The 22,388-nt window shown below is 32.9% G+C and carries 18 protein-coding genes; 16 read left to right on the top strand and 2 right to left on the bottom strand.

Annotation, left to right across the window (positions count from 1 at the left end; translation table 11 throughout):
- The 9 genes from EDB96_RS13340 to hisIE all read left to right on the top strand — a co-directional run bounded on the left by EDB96_RS13340 (nt 1) and on the right by hisIE (nt 9,440).
- Entirely contained in the window at nt 1–1,401 is a 1,401-nt protein-coding gene (locus EDB96_RS13340; RefSeq protein ID WP_134141312.1) for a sensor histidine kinase, read from the top strand.
- Between the two features lie 310 nt (nt 1,402–1,711).
- A complete protein-coding gene (gene hisG, locus EDB96_RS13335; protein ID WP_057118009.1) occupies nt 1,712–2,569 on the top strand; it encodes an ATP phosphoribosyltransferase in 858 nt (285 codons plus the stop codon).
- A 102-nt stretch (nt 2,570–2,671) separates the two neighbouring features.
- Nucleotides 2,672–3,955 carry a histidinol dehydrogenase gene (gene hisD, locus EDB96_RS13330; RefSeq protein ID WP_057118008.1) on the top strand — a complete coding sequence of 428 codons (1,284 nt, stop codon included), beginning with the start codon at nt 2,672–2,674 and terminating at the stop codon, nt 3,953–3,955.
- A 124-nt stretch (nt 3,956–4,079) separates the two neighbouring features.
- A complete protein-coding gene (gene hisC, locus EDB96_RS13325; protein WP_134141310.1) occupies nt 4,080–5,126 on the top strand; it encodes a histidinol-phosphate transaminase in 1,047 nt (348 codons plus the stop codon).
- 145 nt (nt 5,127–5,271) lie between these two features.
- A complete protein-coding gene (gene hisB, locus EDB96_RS13320; RefSeq protein ID WP_134141309.1) occupies nt 5,272–6,408 on the top strand; it encodes a bifunctional histidinol-phosphatase/imidazoleglycerol-phosphate dehydratase HisB in 1,137 nt (378 codons plus the stop codon).
- Between the two features lie 68 nt (nt 6,409–6,476).
- On the top strand, nt 6,477–7,070 hold the full coding sequence (gene hisH / locus EDB96_RS13315; protein ID WP_134141308.1) for an imidazole glycerol phosphate synthase subunit HisH: 594 nt from the start codon (nt 6,477–6,479) through the stop codon (nt 7,068–7,070).
- 115 nt (nt 7,071–7,185) lie between these two features.
- A complete protein-coding gene (gene hisA, locus EDB96_RS13310; RefSeq protein WP_134141306.1) occupies nt 7,186–7,911 on the top strand; it encodes a 1-(5-phosphoribosyl)-5-[(5-phosphoribosylamino)methylideneamino]imidazole-4-carboxamide isomerase in 726 nt (241 codons plus the stop codon).
- Between the two features lie 81 nt (nt 7,912–7,992).
- Nucleotides 7,993–8,748 (top strand): imidazole glycerol phosphate synthase subunit HisF, encoded by a 756-nt coding sequence (gene hisF / locus EDB96_RS13305; protein ID WP_134141305.1) that lies wholly within the window; start codon nt 7,993–7,995, stop codon nt 8,746–8,748.
- A 95-nt stretch (nt 8,749–8,843) separates the two neighbouring features.
- Entirely contained in the window at nt 8,844–9,440 is a 597-nt protein-coding gene (hisIE, locus tag EDB96_RS13300) for a bifunctional phosphoribosyl-AMP cyclohydrolase/phosphoribosyl-ATP diphosphatase HisIE (protein ID WP_057118002.1), read from the top strand.
- Between the two features lie 83 nt (nt 9,441–9,523).
- On the opposite strand, the gene EDB96_RS13295 is transcribed toward hisIE, so the two are convergent.
- The gene (locus tag EDB96_RS13295; RefSeq protein WP_057118001.1) at nt 9,524–10,222 is read right to left on the bottom strand and encodes a carbohydrate-binding family 9-like protein; all 699 of its coding nucleotides are present in this window, start codon (nt 10,220–10,222) and stop codon (nt 9,524–9,526) included.
- A gap of 164 nt (nt 10,223–10,386) precedes the next feature.
- On the opposite strand from EDB96_RS13295, the gene EDB96_RS13290 reads away from it, so the two are divergent.
- Nucleotides 10,387–12,042 (top strand): M1 family metallopeptidase, encoded by a 1,656-nt coding sequence (locus tag EDB96_RS13290; protein ID WP_134141304.1) that lies wholly within the window; start codon nt 10,387–10,389, stop codon nt 12,040–12,042.
- Between the two features lie 247 nt (nt 12,043–12,289).
- On the opposite strand, the gene EDB96_RS13285 is transcribed toward EDB96_RS13290, so the two are convergent.
- A complete protein-coding gene (locus EDB96_RS13285) occupies nt 12,290–13,834 on the bottom strand; it encodes a hypothetical protein (protein WP_134141302.1) in 1,545 nt (514 codons plus the stop codon).
- Between the two features lie 155 nt (nt 13,835–13,989).
- Here EDB96_RS13285 and EDB96_RS13280 point away from each other — a divergent pair, with 155 nt between their 5' ends.
- The 6 genes from EDB96_RS13280 to ilvC all read left to right on the top strand — a co-directional run bounded on the left by EDB96_RS13280 (nt 13,990) and on the right by ilvC (nt 22,218).
- Nucleotides 13,990–15,165, top strand: a complete 1,176-nt coding sequence (locus EDB96_RS13280; protein ID WP_057117998.1) for a 2-isopropylmalate synthase — start codon at nt 13,990–13,992, stop codon at nt 15,163–15,165.
- A gap of 79 nt (nt 15,166–15,244) precedes the next feature.
- The gene (gene leuB, locus EDB96_RS13275; RefSeq protein ID WP_134141301.1) at nt 15,245–16,363 is read left to right on the top strand and encodes a 3-isopropylmalate dehydrogenase; all 1,119 of its coding nucleotides are present in this window, start codon (nt 15,245–15,247) and stop codon (nt 16,361–16,363) included.
- Nucleotides 16,364–16,631: 268 nt separating this feature from the next.
- Complete coding sequence (gene ilvD, locus EDB96_RS13270; protein ID WP_057117996.1) at nt 16,632–18,305, top strand: dihydroxy-acid dehydratase; 1,674 nt, start codon at nt 16,632–16,634, stop codon at nt 18,303–18,305.
- Nucleotides 18,306–18,408: 103 nt separating this feature from the next.
- A complete protein-coding gene (ilvB, locus tag EDB96_RS13265; protein ID WP_134141300.1) occupies nt 18,409–20,097 on the top strand; it encodes a biosynthetic-type acetolactate synthase large subunit in 1,689 nt (562 codons plus the stop codon).
- 84 nt (nt 20,098–20,181) lie between these two features.
- Entirely contained in the window at nt 20,182–20,703 is a 522-nt protein-coding gene (gene ilvN / locus EDB96_RS13260) for an acetolactate synthase small subunit (RefSeq protein ID WP_057117994.1), read from the top strand.
- 45 nt (nt 20,704–20,748) lie between these two features.
- Complete coding sequence (gene ilvC, locus EDB96_RS13255) at nt 20,749–22,218, top strand: ketol-acid reductoisomerase (protein WP_134141299.1); 1,470 nt, start codon at nt 20,749–20,751, stop codon at nt 22,216–22,218.
- Nucleotides 22,219–22,388: the final 170 nt, after the last annotated feature.

Genomic DNA, 22,388 nt, shown 5'->3' with positions numbered 1-22,388 from the left:
ATGACATCATTATCCTTTAAAAATAGAATTGCGTTAAATTATATTTTAACAACAGGACTGCTGGTTCTGGTTGCGTTCTCAGCTATTTATTTTATTGTAAAACTCACTGTTTACAATCATATTGATGAAAATTTGAACATTGAAATTCAGGATCACTTAAAAGAAATCAAGATTGAAAACAAGAAAGTGGTTTTGATGGATGCTGAAGAATGGGAAGAGAGAGAACATAATTCTGTTGATGTAAATCCTGTTTTTGTTCAGTTTTTGGATTTGAATAAAAAAATAATCGAGAAGTCTCCTAATTTAAAGAATGAAAAATTAGTTTTTCATGAAAACAAAGAACATTTTCAGCTTTTTGACACCAAATTATTAGGAAATAAAATTCGTCAAATTCAAGTTCCACTTCACATAAAAACTAAGAAAATAGGCTATTTAATTATTGCAATGTCACTTTCAGATTCTTCAAAAGTGCTGGAAAATTTGTTAGATACCTTACTGATTGCTTTTCCGATAATCCTTTTATTGTTATTCTTTCTTGCTCGATTTTTTGCAGGACGAAGTATAAAACCCATAAATGACATTATTTACACTTCTAGAGTTATTACAAAAGACAATCTAAAAACAAGAATTCCTCTTCCAAAAACTAGAGACGAACTATTCACACTTTCTAAAACCATAAATAATTTATTAGACCGAATAGAAGATGCAATCGAACGCGAAAAACAATTTACATCAGACGCCTCGCACGAGTTAAGAACACCTTTAACAGTTATTAAAGGAACACTTGAAGTATTAGTACGTAAACCTCGTGACAGCAAAGAATATGAAGAAAAAATTAATTATTGTATTAATGAAGTAGATCACTTAAATTCTCTTGTGGATCAGTTACTTTTAATGGCGCGTTTTGAAAATCAAAAGCAAAATATAAATAGGGAAAATGTGTATTTAAATGCAGTCATTTTAGATGTTCTCACTTTGAATGCAGAGAAAATTAAATCTCGAAATATCAATGTAATATTAGATGCTCCTGAAGAATTTTATACCTATTCTGATAATTATTTAGTAGTAACCATTCTCCGAAATATTATTTCGAATGCAGTAAAATATTCTAATAATGATAGTCAAATTAGAATTTCGTTATCCAGAGAAAATCACAAGATTATCTGTAATATTTCAGATCAAGGAATTGGAATTGCGAAAGAAGATTTAGAATCCATTTTGAATCCGTTTTTTAGATCAGATTCCTTAAATCATTCTGAAATTAAAGGAACAGGTTTAGGTTTGTTTATCGTAAAAAGAATGACAGATCTGCTTCAAATTAAATTTAAAATTGAAAGTGAAATCGGCAAAGGAACTCAGGTCTTATTGACTTTTGAGGAATATGAAGATCCGTTAAAGTAATTTTAAAATTATTAACTATAAAGCTCTTCAGAATGTTTTTTAACAATAAACTATAGTTAAGTTAAAATAAAAATTGCTTTTTAATTAATTTATCTATTATATTTGCAACCGAATCAAAGAAGTAAAAACAAAACCAATCATGATTTCAATTCAATTACATCATCATCATCTACATAATTGCTCTCAAGCGATGTGTTAATGGTATGCGTGTAAATCATCATATTTTAAAACCCGTTTGAGTACATCAAACGGGTTTTTTTTATTCTAACTCTTTGTACTCAAACTATAAACCCAACAAACAACTAAAAAAATGAGTACTTTAAAAATTGCAATTCAAAAATCAGGTCGTTTAAACGAAGACAGCATCCAAATCTTAAAAGACTGCGGTATTTCGATCAACAACGGAATCGACCAGCTAAAGGCCGAAGCTTCTAATTTTCCTCTTGAAGTTTTGTATCTTAGAAATTCAGATATTCCTCAATATTTAATTGATGGAGTAGTAGATCTAGCTATTGTTGGCGACAATCTTTTGGTAGAAAAAGGAAAAGGAATCGAAGTGGTTCAAAAATTAGGATTCTCAAAATGTAAAGTTTCTGTTGCTGTTCCTAAAACTTTGGAATATAATTCAATACAAGATTTAGCTGGATTGCGTATTGCAACTTCTTATCCCAATACAGTTAACGAATATTTTAATAAATTTGGTTTAAGTGTAGACATTCACCAAATTTCTGGTTCTGTAGAAATCGCTCCAAACATTGGTCTTGCAGATGCAATTGTAGATATCGTTTCAAGCGGAAGCACTTTATTCAAGAACAATTTAAAAGAAGTTGAAGTTATCTTGAAAAGTGAAGCAGTTTTAGCCGTTTCTCCAAAAGTTTCTCCAGAAATTCAAAAACACATTGATACTTTAAAATTCAGAATTCAGGCGGTTTTAAGAGCTAGAAATTCAAAATACATTTTAATGAACGTTCCAAACGACAAGATTGATGCTGTTGGAAAAATTCTTCCGGTTTTAAGAAGTTTAACCGTTTTGCCATTGGCACAGGAAGGCTGGAGCAGTGTGCACTCGGTAATCGATAAAGATACTTTTTGGGATGTAATCGACCAGTTAAAAGAAGTTGGAGCAGAAGGAATTTTGGTTTGCCCAATTGAGAAAATGGTTCTTTAAAGCTTTAAGCTTTAGGCAATAGGCTTTAAGCTTTTGCCAAAGAAATTAAAGATAGTTTAAAAAGCTTAAAGCCTACAGCTTATAGCATAAAGCATAAAAATAATGAATAAGATAAACAATCCAAAACCAGAAACCTGGTCTGAAATATTAAAGAGACCAACTCAAACCATTGATGATATTGAGGTTACGGTAAAAGAAATCTTCAAAGAAGTTCAGAAAAAAGGAGATGAAGCAGTTGCAAAATACACTTCAATCTTTGATGGAATTTCCTTAGATAATTATGAAGTTTCTAAAGAAGAAATTAGTGAAGCAATTAATCTGATTCCGAACGAATTAAAAGAGGCAATCAAATTAGCAAAAGACAATATTTATAAATTTCACAAAGCTCAAAAAACAGATAGAATTGAACTAGATACTATCGAAGGCGTAAACTGCTGGCAGGAAAAAAGACCAATTCAGAAAATTGGTTTGTATATTCCAGGAGGAACAGCCCCTTTGTTTTCAACAGTTTTAATGCTTGCTGTTCCTGCTGAAATTGCGGGCTGCAAAGAAATTGTTTTGTGTTCGCCGCCAGATAAATCAGGAAAAATTAATCCAGCAATTTTATATGCAGCAAATTTATGCGGTGTAACTAAGATTTTAAAAGTAGGCGGAATTCAGGCGATCGCCGGAATGACATTTGGAACACAATCTATTCCAAAAGTGTATAAAATTTTCGGCCCTGGAAATCAGTTTGTAACCGTAGCTAAGCAATTAGCAACTCAATTTGGTGTTGCAATTGACATGCCTGCTGGTCCTTCAGAATTATTAATTGTTGCTGATGATACGGCGGTTCCTGCATTTGTAGCATCAGATTTATTGTCTCAGGCAGAACATGGAACTGATAGTCAGGTAATTTTGGTTTCGACTTCAAAGAAATTAATTGATGAAGTAGAAAAGGAAATCCAATCTCAAATAGAAGTTCTTCCCAGAAAAGCAATTGCAGAAAAAGCAATTGAAAATTCGAAATTGATTTATGTGGAAAATGATAAGATTGCTTTAGATTTAATCAACGAATACGGGCCAGAGCACTTTATCATCTGTTCTCAATACGATGATTTTTACTGCAACGGAATCGTAAATGCAGGTTCTGTTTTTATTGGGAATTATACTCCTGAAAGTGCTGGAGATTATGCATCAGGAACCAATCACACCTTGCCAACAAACGGATACGCTAAAAATTACAGTGGTGTAAATCTAGATAGTTTTATGAAATCGATGACCTTTCAAAAGATTTCAGAAAAAGGGATTCAAAATATTGGAAAAGCAATTGAGCTTATGGCTGAAGCGGAAGGTTTGCAAGCGCATAAGAATGCTGTTACCTTAAGATTGAAGAGTTTAGAATAAAGAACACAGAATATAGAACACAGAATATAGAAAATAGAAGAAAGAACATAGAATAGAAAATAAATAGGTAAGGTGGCAAGTCTATTCTCTTTATTCTATTCTCTATATTCTAAAAATTAAAATAATGAAATTCGATATAAATACAATTACACGTGAAAACGTAAAATCTTTAAAACCATATTCTTCGGCGAGAGATGAGTTTGAAGATTTTGATACTGCCGATATGATTTTTTTGGATGCAAATGAAAATCCGTTTCAAAATGGAGTAAATCGTTATCCAGATCCACAACAGAATTCGGTTAAAGCAATTTTAGCCAAAAATAACAATACAAAACAGAGTCAGATTTTGTTAGGAAACGGAAGTGACGAAGTTTTAGATTTGATTTTCAGAGCTTTCTGCGAACCAAAAACAGATAATATTATTACGTTGCCGCCTACGTACGGAATGTACAGCGTTTTAGCGAATATCAACGCAGTAGAAAACAGAGAAATTCTGCTTACAAATGATTTTCAGCCTCAAGTAGAAAAAATTTTAGAAGCTGTTGATGAAAATACAAAAATTATCTTTTTATGTTCGCCCAATAACCCAACTGGAAATTCTTTTTCAGACGAAAGTATTGTAAAATTACTTCAAAACTTTAAAGGTTTAATTGTAATTGATGAAGCTTATATTGACTTTTCAGAAAAAGAAAGCTGGCTTGTAGAAATTGATGAATATCCAAATTTGGTAATTACTCAGACGCTTTCAAAAGCCTATGGTTTAGCTGGAATTCGTTTAGGAATTTGTTATGCATCAGAAGCTGTTATTTCGGTTTTGAATAAAATTAAACCGCCTTATAATGTAAACGAATTAACACAGCAAAGAGCTATTGAACGTTTAAAAGATTCTGAAAAGATAAAACAGGAAATAGCTTCTATTATCAAGCAAAGAGAAGAATTACTTAAAGTGTTACTTGAGGTAGATTTTGTAGAAAAAATTTATCCTACAGAAGCTAATTTTGTTTTGGTAAAAGTAGATGATGCTAACAAAAGATACGATCAATTAATTGAAAAAGGAATTGTAATTCGTAACAGAACCACACAGCCTTTATGCGAAAACTGCCTTCGCTTTACAATTGGAACAAAAGAGGAAAATGCTGTTTTAATTAAAGAATTGAAGTTGTTGAAATAGAAAAAATAGAGTAAAGAATATAGAAAAAAGAATATAGAAAAAAGAATCTAGAAAGAAAGAAAAGAATATAAGGACTTTAAAAATAGGATAAAAGTCTATCCTCTTTACTCTATTTTCTATACTCTTTATTCTCAAAAAATACAACATGAAAAAAGTACTTTTTATCGATCGTGATGGAACGATCGTTTTAGAACCTGAAAATTACCAATTAGACAGCTTAGATAAACTGGAATTTTACCCAAAAGCTTTTCAATATCTAGCAAAAATTGCCAGCGAATTAGACTACGAATTAGCAATGGTAACCAATCAGGACGGATTAGGAACAGATAGTTTTCCTGAAGATACGTTTTGGCCAACGCAGAATTTTATACTTAAAGCCTTTGAAAATGAAGGAGTTGTTTTTGATGAAATTTTTGTTGACAGATCTTTTCCAGAAGAAAATGCGCCAACACGCAAGCCTAGAACAGGAATGCTTACGAAATACTTGAATAATCCAGAATATGATTTAGAAAATTCTTTTGTTTTAGGAGATCGTTTAACCGATGTTGAATTGGCTAAAAATCTGGGAGCAAAAGCGATCTACATGAATGATATCGATGGAATTGGCAGTAACGAAATTTCATTAAAACGCGAAGAATTAAATGAAACAATCGTTTTGCAAACCATGGATTGGAAAAAAATCTATGAGTTTTTAAAGTTAGAAGCACGTTCTGCGTCAATAACTCGTAAAACAAATGAAACGGATATTTATATCAATTTAAACTTGGATGGAACCGGAAAAAGTAAAATTGATACTGGAATTGCTTTTTTTGATCACATGTTAGACCAGATTTCACGTCACGGTCAAATGGATCTGGAAATTCTTGTAAAAGGCGATTTAGAGGTTGATGAGCACCATACAATTGAAGATACGGCAATTGCTTTAGGAGAAGTTTTCGCAAAAGCATTGGGAAATAAACTAGGAATCGAGCGTTACGGATTCTGTTTGCCAATGGACGATTGTTTAGCGCAGGCTGCAATTGATTTTGGAGGAAGAAATTGGCTAATCTGGGAAACCGAATTTAAACGTGAAATGGTGGGTAAAATGCCAACTGAAATGTTTTATCATTTCTTCAAATCGTTCACAGATGGCGCAAAAGCGAACTTAAATATCAAAGCAGAAGGAATCAACGAACATCATAAAATTGAAGCGATCTTTAAAGCTTTCGCGAAAGCAATAAAAGTTGCCGTAAAAAGAGATACCGAAAAAATGATTTTGCCTTCGACGAAAGGAATGTTGTAAAACGCTACAAGCAATAGGCTGTAGGCATTAGGCCTAAAGCTTATGGCTTAAAGCTTAAAGCTTTTTTAATGAAAATAGTAATTATAAATTACGGAGCAGGAAATATTCAGAGCATTATGTTTGCTATTGAAAGATTGGGATTTAAAGCTGTTTTGAGTAACAATCCTAATGAAATTAAATCGGCAGATAAAGTGATTTTTCCTGGTGTAGGTGAGGCGAGTTCGGCGATGTTTAAACTTCGCGAAAGCGGTTTAGATAGTTTGATTCCGCAATTGAAACAACCCGTTTTAGGCATTTGTTTGGGAATGCAGTTAATGTGTAATTCGTCTGAAGAGGGAAATACAAAAGGTTTAGGTATTTTTGATATTGATGTTGTAAAATTCTCAAACAGCGTTAAAGTCCCGCAAATGGGATGGAACCAGATTTATGACTTAAAATCGGATTTATTTAAGGGAATTTCGGAAAATGAATTCATGTATTTAGTGCATAGTTTTTACGCGCCAAATTGCGATGAAGCCATTGCTACAACGAATTACGATCTGGAATATGCATCGGCTTTGCAAAAAGATAATTTTTACGGAACTCAATTTCATCCAGAAAAAAGTGGCGATATTGGAGAGAAGATCCTTGGAAATTTTTTGAAACTAAATCCCAAAGATTAAATTCCAAATTCCAATATAAAAATCAATTTTAATCAAAAATTAATTTTAGAAATTAGTAATTCAATATTTTTTTTGAATAATCTAAATTCTAAAATCAACAATCTAAAATATAAAAATGAGAATAATACCAGCCATAGATATCATTGAAGGAAAATGTGTTCGTTTGTCCAAAGGTGATTATGATACGAAAATAATTTACAATGAGAATCCGCTTGAAGTAGCGAAATCATTTGAAGCACACGGAATTGAATATCTGCATTTAGTGGATCTTGACGGTGCAAAATCAAGTAAAATTGTCAATTATAAAATCTTAGAACAAATTGCAACGCAAACCAGTTTAAAAATTGATTTTGGAGGCGGATTAAAATCGGATGATGATTTGAGAATTGCTTTTGAAAGCGGTGCCAACCAAATTACGGGTGGCAGTATTGCGGTAAAAAACAGAGCAATTTTTGAAAAATGGATTGCCGAATACGGATCAGATAAAATCATTCTGGGAGCAGATGCTAAAGATGAAAAAATAGCAGTTTCAGGCTGGCTGGAAGAATCAAATGAAGATTTAGTTCCGTTTATTCAGGATTATCAAACAAAAGGAATTCAGTATGTTATCTGTACTGATATTGCAAAAGACGGAATGCTTCAAGGTCCGAGTTTTGATTTGTACAGCAAAATTTTAGCGGAAGCAAAAGGAATAAAATTAATAGCTTCTGGCGGAATTTCAACCTTCGACGAACTTCCAAAATTAGCAGAATTAGGCTGCGAAGGAACAATCATAGGAAAAGCGATTTACGAAGGAAGAATCACTTTAAAACAGTTAGAGGATTTTATAATTAGAAAATGAGAAAATTTGATAATTAGATAATTTATGCGTGACGAAAATAATTATCTAATTGACTAATTATCTAATTAACACATTAAAGAAATGTTAGCAAAAAGAATAATACCTTGCTTAGATATAAAAAATGGAAGAACCGTAAAAGGCGTCAATTTCGTGGATTTGCGCGATGCAGGAGATCCTGTGGAATTAGCTGAAATTTATTCAAAAGAAGGCGCAGATGAATTAGTTTTTCTGGATATTTCGGCAACGGAAGAAAGACGCAAAACACTTGTAAATATGGTGCGAAGCGTGGCAGAAAAAATCAATATTCCGTTTACAGTTGGCGGCGGAATTTCATCTGTTGAAGATGTTGACATTCTGCTGAATAACGGCGCAGATAAAGTTTCGATTAATTCATCAGCAGTCAAAAATCCGCAATTAATTAATGATTTGGCTCAGAAATTTGGAAGTCAATGCGTTGTTGTCGCAATCGACGCCAAACAAATTGATGGACAATGGATTGTACATTTAGTAGGAGGAAAAGTACCAACAGAACTAAATCTATTCGATTGGGCTGTTGAAGTGGCAGAACGCGGTGCCGGCGAAATTTTATTTACTTCAATGGACAATGACGGAACTAAAAATGGGTTTGCAAATGAAGCTTTGGCAAAACTATCAGAATTAGTAAATATTCCGATTATTGCGTCGGGCGGAGCTGGAAATATACAACATTTTCTAGATTCGTTTAAAGAAGGAAAAGCTGATGCGGCTTTGGCAGCAAGCGTTTTTCACTTTAAAGAAATCGAAATTAAAGCTTTGAAAGAAGAACTGAAGAATAATGGAGTGGAAGTTAGACTTTAAAGAGAATCAAGAAACAAGAAGAAAGATTAGATTTAATCTAAAATAACAAGAATTCAGAGAATCTAAAATCTGAAATCTAAAATCTAAAATAAAAAATGGATATCGATATCAAAAGCGCACACGGATTAATTCCGGCTATAATCCAAGATTCAGAGACAAAAAATGTTTTGATGCTGGGCTATATGAATGAAGAATCGCTTCAAAAAACAATAGAGACACAGAAAGTAACTTTTTTCAGTCGTTCCAAACAAAGACTTTGGACAAAAGGCGAGGAGAGTGGTAACTTTTTAAATTTGGTAAGTATTAAAAATGACTGCGATGGCGATACGCTTTTGATTCAGGCAAAACCTGTTGGGCCAACTTGCCATACTGGTGCAGATACGTGCTGGCAGGAACCAAATGAAGCGAATTATGGCTTCATTTCTCAATTAGAAAACACAATTAAAACTCGTAGAGAAAACGCTGATTCTGAAAAAAGTTATGTAGCTTCTTTATTCGAAAAAGGAATCAATAAAATTGCTCAAAAAGTGGGTGAAGAAGCTGTAGAAGTGGTTATTGAAGCAAAAGATAATAACGATGATTTGTTTCTTAGTGAAAGCGCCGATTTGCTTTTTCATTACCTAATTTTATTGCAGGCAAAAGGTTATCAGCTGAATGATGTTGTAGATGTTTTAAAGAAACGTCAGAAGTAAAAGTTTTGTTTCAAGTTTCAGGTTTCAGGTTTCAGGTTTCGGGCTAACGTGCGTAACCTGAAACCTGAAACAAATGAAACTAATTACTCCACAAACTCAAAAACCGCAAATTCTGCTGGCTGATGAAAACCAAATTTTAAACTCTTATAAGGTTGTAATGCAAGGTATTCGATACTGTTACCGTAATCTATTCTAAAAGCACTTCCTTTCCATTTTGTACCAATTTCTGGTTTTAAAAAATTACCGTTTTTAATATTTTTAAGGCTTGAAAAAGGAATTTTAATTTCGACACAATAACCATCAGGATTTATTTTACTTACAGATTCTAGTCTTTTAATATCAAAATCCATTGCGGTTTTCCATCCGCCGCATTCTGGCGAAATACATTTTAAAAGCAGATCATAGTTACTTGAAAAAGCGTTTACTCCAATTTCAATATAATTCTGCCCATCTCCATCTGGATCAAGAAAAAGTTCTACTAAATCATCGGTGTAAAAAATCTGGGAATCTTTCTTTTGAGGTTTTCCAATAATTTTAGAATCGATGCAATTGTAAGCTATATAAAGATTTTCGTCATTCCACGAAAGTGAAACAAATGTATTTTGAGCAGCTTTTTCTCCAGAATCGTGAATCGCAAACGGACCTAGAAAAGGTGTTTCCCAATCTGATAAATTTCCATCAATGCTGATTTTATTTTTCGTTTTATGAATAGCTATATTTTGTGAATTTACAGCTGTCGATAACATTACAACCAAAAAAGAAGCTATTACATCAAATCTCATATTTAAATTTTATTGATTAAAAACACTAAAATATAGAAGAATAATGAATTTAGGTGTTATTTTTTCATCCTTAAAACATAAAATTTAAAATACTTGATCTGAATGTTTACATTTGTTGAAGATTAAGTGGTTTAATTACCTTATTTATTACAAATTTATAAATAATGAAAAAATACTTTGGTGGCGTATTTATCGCCTTTTTAGTTGGTTTCACGGCAAATGCCCAAGGACTTTTAAATAAGTCTGAAACTGTTTTTACGCATCAGGATACATTACGTGGCAGTATTACAAAAGAAAGAGCTTGGTGGGATTTAAAATACTATCATTTAGATGTAAAAGTAAAACCATCTGAGAAAACAATTTCGGGTTCAAATACTGTTCGTTATACTGTTTTGACAGAAAATAATAAAATGCAGATCGATTTGCAGCAGCCAATGCAGATTACTAAAGTTACTCAAAACGGAAAAGAAGTAAAATTTGAAAGAGATGGAAATGCTTTCTTTATTACTTTGACTGAAAAGCAAAAAGTTGGAGACACAAAAGAAATTATCATCTCTTTTGAAGGAAAACCAAAAGAAGCGGTTAGAGCACCATGGGATGGCGGATTTTCTTGGAAAAAAGATAAAAACGGAAAAGATTTTATTGCTACTTCTTGCCAGGGCTTAGGCGCAAGTGTTTGGTGGCCGTGTAAAGATCATATGTACGATGAAGTAGAAAATATGCTGATCAGCGTGAATGTTCCCGGAGATTTGACAGAAGTTTCAAATGGAAGGTTAAAAAGCGTTAAAAAAGAAAAAGACGGAACTAAAACTTTTAATTGGTATGTTTCTAATCCGATTAATAACTACGGCGTAAATATCAATATTGGCGATTACGTTAATTTCTCTGAAATATTTAAAGGAGAAAAAGGTAATTTAGATTGTAATTATTATGTTTTAAGAGATAATTTGGCTTTAGCAAAAGAACATTTTAAAGATGCTCCAAAAATGCTGAAAGCTTTTGAAGATTGGTTTGGACCTTATCCATTTTACGAAGACAGTTACAAATTAGTAGAAGTGCCTTATTTAGGAATGGAACACCAAAGCTCTGTGACATACGGGAATCAATATAAACAGGGTTATTTAGGAAAAGATTTAAGCAGAACAGGCTGGGGACTAAAATTTGATTTTATTATCATTCATGAGTCTGGACACGAGTGGTTTGCAAACAACATCACTTATAAAGACATCGCAGACATGTGGATTCACGAGAGTTTTACAAACTATTCTGAAAGTTTATTTTTGGAATATTATTACGGAAAAGAGGCTGGCGCTGAATATGTTATTGGATGCAGAAGAGGTATTGAAAACGACAAACCAATTATCGGTCATTATGATGTAAATAATGAAGGTTCAGGAGATATGTATCCAAAAGGTGCAAATATGCTGCACACCATTCGTCAGATTGTTAATGATGATGCGAAATGGAAATCGATTTTAAGAGGCTTAAATAAGACCTTTTATCATCAAACGGTAACTTCTAAGCAAATTGAGGATTATATCAACGATCAGTCTGGAATTAACTTCAACAGAGTGTATGCACAGTATTTAACTACTACTAAAATTCCTGTTTTTGAATATATGTTTAAAAATGGAACTTTAGGATATCATTGGACCAATTGTGTTTCAAAATTTGATATGCCTGTAAAAGTAAAAATAAGTGGTGTAGAAACTTGGTTGAAACCAACTACAGACTGGCAGTCTATTAAAACTGAAAATGAAGATAGAAAACTCGAAGTTGATAAGAATTTCTATGTAACTACTTCGAATATTGTCGAATAAAGTTTTTGAAAATTCCAATAAAAAAAAATCCAATAAAAAAATCCCAAATTCCAATTAAGTGGAGTTTGGGATTTTATTTTAAGTCCTTCAGTAAACCCGACAGGTTTGTAAATCCTGTCTGGTTTATTGTTTTCGTAACGTTTTGTCATTTCGACCGAAGGCAGAAATTAAAAAAAAGGCTGAAAAACTTATTGTTTTTCAGCCTTTTTTTTATTGGAATTTGGAATTTCTCTATTGGAATTTAATCTTAACGATTATTTAATTTCGCTTTTTCCTTTATAATATCAGCAATTTTTCTATTTTCTATTTTGCTTTCAAGCCACGAAATAATATCAAGATATAAGAATGCTCTTTTCTCATAAGTGTTCTTCTCAAGCTCTACAAAGCGATCGTGCATTTTTTTGAATTCCTTCTTAATATCGGCTGGATAAAAGTTATTTAAATTTTTAAGGAATTTGATGATTTCTTTCTGAACTTCATGTAAATCATTCATTTTCAATAAAAACTTATACGTGCTTTTAAGATGATTTTCTAAGTAATAATCTTTTCCTAACTCATAATGCGCAATTAAAGACAATAATCTTGCAAAACACATCAAGTCTTCTCGCATTGTTAAGTTCTTGTTGTTGATGATTTTATCTAAATAATTGATGCATTCATTGTATTTTTCATTTCCAAAATAAATGGAAGCAATTTTATAGAAAAACAGCATTTCGTGGTGCTCATCAAGATGTTCACTATGTACTTTAAGTTTGCTTAAAATCTCAGGAATTAGATATTCGCTTTCCGCAAAAGTTCCTTCCAAGATGTGCAGATTTAGTTTATTGTTATATACATATAAAAATGACAGTGATGCAATATTATCGTTTACAGGAAATTTAGGATCTGCAATAGTTTCTTCTAAAAGATTCAGATACTTCTTGAAATTAGATTTATACTTTAACATATAAAGCGATTCTAAGAAATAATGATTTCCTTTCAAGAAAAATACAGGATTAAGATAAATCATGTTCGGATTATCATAAAACAATGTAACCCATTTATAGGCATATTTATAACTGGCCAAAAAGTCTTGAACTAGAAAGCTTCGCCACAAGTTGGCATTATAAAACCAGTATTTTTCGCGAAAGCCAAATTTACTTTCATCTAATTTTGAAATATGTCTATTGAAATAATCGTCAATATATTTGTATTCGGCGTCACTTTTTACGTATCCCGTTTTTAGCATGATTCCGTACAGTTGAAGCGATAAATTTGACAGTTTGCTTGAAATCGTATTTCGGTAATTCAATTCTTTAGCCTGCACAACCAATTCGTCTGCACGACCTTGAATACTTCGGGTAATATATTGGGATTCTATTAGTTTTTCAAATTCAACAATTTCATACGCCATATATTTTTCATCATTCTCCAGCGCTTGTTGTTTGGTCTTATCTAAAATTTTCAAACTCTGCTTATACAATCCTTTATTATAAAGAATCACAGCAAAATCCATTTGTTCACGAAGCTGGTAGCGAATATTCTGGCTGGGAATATTCAATCTTATACTTACTAAGATTTGCTTGTATAAGTATGATTTTAAGTTAGATAGCTGAACTTTTTGGATAATGCCGCTTTTAAGAATGAGCTTTTCATCATAAACTTCAGATTTATCAAGAATGTTGAATAATTCAATAAATTTTGTATTTGAACTCGTCTCTAATCGGCTTGCAAAAATTTTAAACTGTCTTTTTTCTGATTTCGAAAGTGATTTGATTAAAACAAATAAGAAATCTTTTTGATGGTTAGCCATTGTAAAAAATAATAATGTAACTTATTGATAATAAATTAGTTAATAAGGTATAAATCGTTTTATGAACAGTATAATTTCATTAAAATGAATTTCGTACTGCGATAGTACGATATATATTTGTTATCAAGATGTGAAATTACATTAAATAAATGAATATGAATAGAGAGAAAGTTCAAATTTTTGACACCACTTTGCGAGATGGTGAACAAGTTCCAGGATGTAAGTTAGATACTAAACAAAAATTAGTTATCGCAGAAAGACTTGACAAAATGGGAGTTGATATCATCGAAGCAGGCTTTCCTGTATCAAGTCCAGGCGATTTTTTATCCGTCTCTGAGATTTGTAAAATTGTAGAAAATGCAACCGTCTGCGGACTAACAAGAGCCGTAAAAAACGACATTGATGTTGCTGCAGCTGCTTTAAAGCACGCTAAGAAACCAAGAATCCATACTGGAATCGGAACTTCACAATCTCACATACTCCACAAATTAAATACTACGCCGGAAGATATTATTGCAAGAGCAAAATATGCTGTAGCACACGCAAAATCTTATGTAGAAGATGTTGAATTCTACGCAGAAGATGCTGGGAGAACAGACAACGCTTTCTTGGCCAAAGTTTGTGAGGAAGTTATTAAATCTGGAGCAACAGTATTGAATATTCCTGATACTACTGGATATTGTCTTCCAGAAGAATACGGAGCAAAAATTAAATATTTAAAAGAAAACGTAAAAGGAATCGAAAACGTAATCCTTTCATGTCACTGTCATAATGATTTAGGAATGGCAACTGCAAACTCGATTGCAGGGGCTATAAATGGAGCAAGACAAATAGAATGTACTATTAATGGTATTGGTGAAAGAGCTGGAAATACTGCACTTGAAGAAGTGGTAATGATTTTCAAACAACACCCATATTTAAATTTAGATACAAACATTAATACTAGAGAATTGAACGAAATGAGCCGTTTGGTTTCTGAAAGTATGGGAATGATTGTACAGCCAAATAAAGCGATTGTAGGAGCAAATGCTTTTGCACACAGTTCTGGTATTCACCAAGATGGTGTAATCAAAAACAGAGCAACTTACGAGATCATGGATCCGCTTGATGTTGGTGTAAACGAATCTTCAATTATTTTGACTGCAAGAAGCGGAAGAGCTGCTTTGGCTTATAGAGCTAAAAAAGTGGGTTACGAACTTACAAAAACACAGTTAGATATTGTATATGTTGAATTTTTGAAATTTGCAGATATTAAAAAAGAAGTTTTAGATGCTGATATTCATCAAATCATCGAGGCTTCTAAAATTGAAGGTGAATTAATTAGAAGCTAGTTAAGAAGAGAATAGAAAATAGAGCAAAGAAGAAAGAGAAAAATAATAAAGGATTTAAATACATAAAGAACGAGACGTTATGAATTTGAAAATTGCAGTTTTGCCAGGAGATGGAATTGGACCTGAGGTTATTTTACAAGCCAAAAAAGCATTGTATGCTATTGCTGAAGTTTATAATCATGAATTTGTTTTTGAAGATGCGCTCATGGGAGCAGTTGCAATTGATAAAACAGGAAGCCCTTTGCCGGAACAAACACTAAATCTATGTTTAAATACAGATGCAGTTTTGCTTGGTGCAATCGGAGATCCTAAATATGATAATAATCCGAATGCAAAAGTTCGACCTGAACAAGGTTTATTGAAGCTTCGTAAAGAATTAGGTTTGTTTGCGAATATTCGTCCGATAAAACCTTACAAAGCGTTAATTGAAGCTTCTCCTTTAAAAAGAGAAATTATTGAAGGAGCTGATTTTACAATTTTCAGAGAATTAACAGGCGGTGCTTATTTCGGAACTAAAACACTTAATGAAGAAGGAACACATGCTTCAGATTTATGTGAATATTCAGAAGAAGAAATCACCAGAATTGCACATTTAGCTTTTAAATCGGCACAAAAACGACGCAAAAAGTTAACAATGGTAGACAAAGCCAATGTTTTGGAAACTTCAAGATTGTGGAGAAAAGTAGTTCAGAAAGTGAGCGAAAATTATCCAGATGTTAAGCTTGATTTTTTATTTGTTGATAATGCGGCAATGCAGTTGATTTTAAATCCGAAACAATTTGATGTGATTTTGACTGAGAACTTATTCGGAGATATTTTATCTGATGAAGCTAGTGTAATCACAGGATCTATTGGTTTACTGCCATCGGTATCTTTAGGAGAAAAAAATGCTTTGTTTGAACCAATTCACGGATCATATCCGCAGGCAAAAGGAAAAAACATCGCTAATCCGATTGCTTCGATTTTAGCCGCAGCGCTTTTGTTAGAGCATTTTGGATTAACTAAAGAAGCTAATGTAATCTATAAAGCGGTAGAAAAAGCAATTGAATACAAAGTTGTAACAGTTGACTTAAAACCAGATTCAAAATTCGGAACAAACGAAGTAGGGGAGTTCGTTTCTAATTTTATTTTCAGTAAAGATGATTTACTGTATTTTAATAATGACAATGTAAGTATTGGACAATCTACAATTGTTTAATATTTTTTGTTAAAAAGTGAATTTAATAACAAGAAGTATCTGAAATGTTGAGATTTTATTTTTTTAGTTCCTAAAGTTTCTGTACTTTTGTGACACTAAAAAATAAATGATGCAAATCTCAATTATTATTATTTCTGTCGTTGTTGTCAATGTGATTCACACATCTGCATCGGGAATGTTATAAATATAATTGAAAAACTATATTACAAACCTTCCAAATACTGGAAGGTTTTTTTTTGAATAAAAATTAAAATAAAATAAAGCAATAATGGAATTAAATAAGTACAGCAAGACCATCACTCAAGATCAAACACAGCCTGCGGCGCAAGCAATGTTGTACGGAATTGGTTTAACTGAAGAAGATTTAAAAAAAGCACAAGTTGGAATTGTGAGCATGGGTTACGATGGTAACACTTGTAATATGCACTTGAACGATTTAGCAAAAGATGTTAAAAAAGGTGTTTGGGATGCAGATCTTGTCGGACTTATTTTTAATACCATTGGTGTCAGTGACGGAATTTCAAACGGAACTGAAGGAATGCGTTATTCATTGGTTTCTCGTGATGTAATTGCAGATTCTATTGAAACAGTTGTTGGAGCGCAATGGTACGATGGTGTAATTGCAATTCCAGGCTGTGATAAAAATATGCCGGGAGCTTTAATCGCAATGGGACGATTAAACCGTCCAGCAATGATGGTTTACGGAGGATCTATTCACTCTGGAAAGTGGAAAGGTGAATCTTTAAATATTGTGTCAGCATTTGAAGCTTTAGGAAAAAAGGTTAAAAACGAAATTACTCCAGAAGATTTTAAAGGAGTTATTCAAAATGCTTGTCCAGGTGCTGGTGCATGCGGTGGTATGTATACGGCAAACACAATGTCTTCTGCAATTGAAGCATTAGGAATGAGCTTACCATACAGTTCATCAAACCCTGCTTTAAGCCAGGAAAAAAGAGACGAATGTCTTGCCGCCGGAGCTGCAATTAAAGTTTTATTAGAAAAAGATATTAAGCCAAGAGATATTATGACTCGCAAGGCTTTCGAAAATGCTATTACAATTGTAGCAGTTTTAGGAGGTTCTACAAATGCAGTTATGCACTTAATCGCAATGGCTCACTCTGTTGATATCAAAATTACTTTGGATGATTTCCAAGCAATTAATGACAGAACACCAGTTTTGGCTGATATGAAACCAAGTGGTAAATACATGATGGAAGATATTCATGAAGTTGGAGGAATTCCAGCTGTAATGAAATATTTATTGAAAGCAGGACTTATTCACGGAGATTGTTTAACAGTAACAGGAAAAACAGTTGCTGAAAATTTAGCTTCAACTCCAGATTTACAAGACGGACAAGAAGTAATTCATGAAATTCAAAAAGCGTTAAAACCAACTGGAAATATTCAAGTTTTATACGGAAACCTTGCTTCTGAAGGAGCTGTTGCAAAAATCAGCGGAAAAGAAGGAGAGTATTTCGAAGGTCCAGCTGTAGTATTTGAAGGTGAATTTGAAGTAATTCCAGGTCTTCAAGCCGGAAAAATTAAACCAGGTAATGTAGTCGTCATCAGGTATTGCGGGCCAAAAGGTGGTCCAGGGATGCCTGAAATGCTGAAACCTACATCTGCTATTATTGGTGCTGGATTAGGAAGCAGCTGTGCTCTTATTACAGATGGAAGGTTCTCTGGAGGTTCGCATGGATTCGTGGTAGGACACGTTACACCAGAAGCTTATGATGGTGGTGGTATTGCTCTAGTAAAAGATGGCGATTTAATTGCGATCGATGCTGTAAAAAATACTATTGACCTGAAAATTTCCGACGAAGAATTTGCAGCTAGAAAAGCGGCTTGGGTACAACCACCGTTAAAAGTTACAAAAGGAGTTTTACTTAAATACGCAAGATCGGTTTCTAGTGCATCAACAGGCTGTGTTACCGATAATTAATTAATAAAATAACAATATCAAAAATCAATTGCAATAACAATATTAATCGAAATATAAAATTGATATTGAAATTTGAAATTGATTTTTGAAAACAAAATATACTATGAAAATATCAGGGGCAGAAGCCGTTATAAGATGTTTATTAGCAGAAGGTGTAGACTTGGTTTATGGTTATCCGGGAGGAGCAATCATGCCAGTTTATGATGAATTGTATAAATTTCAAGATCAGTTACACCATGTATTAGTACGCCACGAACAAGGTGCAACGCATGCAGCTCAAGGGTATGCAAGAGCTACAGGAAAAGTAGGTGTGGCAATTGCAACATCAGGACCAGGTGCAACAAACCTTGTAACAGGAATTGCAGATGCTCAAATCGATTCAACTCCGTTAGTTTGTATTACAGGACAAGTTGGAAGACATTTATTAGGATCTGATGCTTTTCAGGAAACAGATATTATCGGAATTTCGACTCCGGTTACAAAATGGAATTTTCAGGTAACTGAAGCTTCTCAAATTCCAGAAATTATTGCTAAAGCATTTTATATTGCTCGTTCTGGACGTCCAGGACCTGTATTAATTGATATTACTAAAAACGCTCAATTTGATGAGTTTGATTTTAGTTATGAAAAATGTACTGGAATTAGAAGTTATGTTCCAGTTCCGAAATTAAAATTAGATAAAGTTGCCGAAGCTGCAGCTATAATTAATAGTGCGCAAAAACCACTTATCGTTTTTGGTCAGGGAATTATTTTAGGTCAAGCAGAAGCTGAGTTTAAAGCTTTTGTAGAAAAATCTGGAATTCCTGCTGCATGGACAATTTTAGGATTATCGGCATTGCCAACAGATCATCCTTTGAATGTGGGAATGCTGGGAATGCACGGGAATTACGCACCAAATTTGCTTACAAACGAATGTGACGTTTTAATTGCATTGGGAATGCGTTTTGATGACCGTGTTACTGGAAATTTAAAAACGTACGCTAAACAAGCAAAAGTAATTCACTTTGAAATTGATCCAGCAGAGGTTGATAAAAATGTAAAAACAGAAGTTGCAGTTTTAGGAGATGTAAAAGAATCTTTAGCAGCTTTACTTCCTTTAGTTGATGCAAAATCTCATGACTTGTGGTTCAACCAATTTAGAGAATTAAGAAATATTGAATTTGAATCTGTAATAAAAGAAGAATTAAATCCAACGAATGGCAAAGGAATTTCAATGGGAGAAACTATTGAAATGATTAATAAACATTCAAATGGAGATGCAATTATCGTTTCAGATGTTGGGCAGCATCAAATGTTTGCTTGCCGTTATGCTAAATTTAATTCTACTAAAAGTAATATTACTTCAGGAGGTTTAGGAACTATGGGATTTGCTCTGCCTGCTGCTATTGGGGCAAAAATGGGAAAACCAGAACGTGAAGTAGTTGCGATTATTGGTGATGGAGGCTTCCAGATGACAATTCAAGAGCTTGGAACAATTTTTCAAACCAAAGTTCCAGTGAAAATTGTGATTTTAAACAATGAATTCTTAGGAATGGTTCGTCAATGGCAGGAATTGTTCTTTGATAACAGATATGCTTCAACAAAAATGATTAATCCAAATTTCATTGCAATTGCCGAAGGATATTATATCAAATCTAAAAAAGTTACGCAAAGAGAAGATTTAGATGCAGCGGTCGCTGAGATGCTGGCTTCAAAAGATTCTTACTTCTTAGAAGTTATGGTGGAAAAAGAAAATAACGTTTTCCCAATGATTCCAACAGGAGCTTGTGTTTCAGAAATTAGATTAAGCTAAAGAAAAGTTTCATGTTTCAAGTTTTACGTTTCAAGTTGGAAAACCTGAAACGTGAAACCTGAAACAAAATAAACTAAAAAACAAATGGAAGATAAAACATTTACCATATCGGTATACTCAGAAAATAACGTGGGTTTATTAAATAGAATATCTGGAATATTCTTAAAGCGTCACATTAATATATTAAGTCTAAATGTTTCTGAATCAGAAATAGAGAATGTTTCAAGATTTATCATTGTAGTAAACACTACAGAAAAATGGGTTCAGAATATTGTTGGACAAATTGAAAAACAAATTGAAGTTATAAAAGCATTTTATCACACAGATGAAGAAACTATTTATCTAGAAAATGCATTATTTAAAATCGCTTCTAATTTGTTGTTCGATGAAAAACAAATTCAAAATATAATTAAAGACAGCCAGTCTACGATTGTAACAGTTTCAAGAGATTTCTTTGTGATTTCAAAATCAGGAAGACGTTCAGAAATTGAAGAATTATACGAAAAATTCAAACCGTACGGAATTATGCAGTTTGTACGTTCAGGAAGAATTTCTGTTTCTAAAGAAAAAATGGAAATATCTTCATTATTAGAATCTTATAAATAAAACAATTTAGTTACTATAACATTATCATTAAACATTAAAACAAAAATGGCAAATTATTTCAATACATTACCACTTAGATTACAATTAGAACAATTAGGAGTTTGTGAATTTATGGAGCAGTCTGAGTTTGCAGACGGGATTGCAGCATTAGCAGGAAAAAAAGTTGTAATTGTAGGCTGTGGAGCACAAGGTTTGAATCAAGGATTAAATATGAGAGATTCTGGCTTAGATATTTCTTATGCATTACGTGCAGATGCAATAGCTGAAAAAAGAGCTTCTTATAAAAATGCAACTGAAAATGGTTTCACTGTAGGAACTTATGAAGAATTGATTCCAACTGCAGATTTAGTTTGTAACCTTACACCAGACAAACAACATACAGCTGTGGTAAATGCTATTATGCCATTAATGAAAAAAGATTCTACTCTAGCTTATTCTCACGGATTCAATATTGTAGAAGAAGGAATGCAGATTCGTGAAGATATCACTGTAATTATGTGTGCTCCAAAATGTCCTGGTTCTGAAGTTCGTGAAGAATACAAAAGAGGTTTTGGTGTTCCAACACTTATCGCAGTTCACCCAGAAAACGATCCAAACGGTCTTGGTTTAGATCAGGCAAAAGCTTACGCTGTAGCAACTGGAGGACATAGAGCCGGAGTTTTAAGATCATCATTCGTTGCTGAAGTAAAATCAGATTTAATGGGTGAGCAGACAATTCTTTGCGGTTTATTGCAAACTGGATCTATTTTATGTTTTGATAAAATGGTTGAAAAAGGAATCGATTCTGCATATGCTTCTAAATTAATTCAATACGGATGGGAAACTATTACTGAAGCTTTGAAACACGGTGGTATTACAAATATGATGGACCGTTTGTCAAATCCTGCAAAAATTGAAGCATATGAATTGGCTGAAGAATTAAAAGACATTATGCGTCCATTATTCCAAAAACACCAAGACGATATTATTTCTGGAGAATTCTCAAGAACTATGATGATTGACTGGGCTAATGACGATGTGAATTTATTAAAATGGAGAGCTGCAACAGGAGAAACTAACTTCGAAAAAACAGCTCCGCAAGAAGCTCCAATTTCTGAGCAAGAATATTTTGATAATGGAGTATTGATGATTGCAATGGTAAAAGCTGGTGTTGAGTTAGCTTTTGAAACAATGACTGAAGCAGGTATCATCGAAGAATCTGCTTACTATGAGTCATTACACGAATTACCATTAATTGCAAATACAATTGCAAGAAAGAAATTATTCGAAATGAACCGTGTAATTTCTGATACTGCAGAATACGGTTGTTACTTATTTGATCATGCATGTAAGCCTTTATTGACTGAATTCATGAAAAAAGTGGATACTAATATTATTGGTAAACCATTTTCAACTTCAAATGGAGTAGACAATGCAGTATTAATCGCTGTAAACAAAGAAATCCGCCAGCATCCTATCGAAGAAGTTGGAGCATGGTTGAGAGAGTCTATGACAGCTATGAAAAAAATTGGATAATTAAAAATTTGGGAATTCCCGCAAAATTGGATTTTGCGGGTTTTGCACTGTATCAATGATTTGTAATATTTTGAATTAGTAAGCACTTATTAAAGAAAAAAGATATAGATGCATATTGCATTCACTTAACTTCTGTGAGAGTAGTTAAGTGAAGCTGATCCCTTATAATG

This window comes from Flavobacterium sp. S87F.05.LMB.W.Kidney.N, assembly GCF_004366435.1.
In the GTDB taxonomy this organism is placed as follows: domain Bacteria; phylum Bacteroidota; class Bacteroidia; order Flavobacteriales; family Flavobacteriaceae; genus Flavobacterium.
Note: the sequence above shows the minus strand (reverse complement) of the source record. Positions and strands in the feature narration are given on the sequence as shown.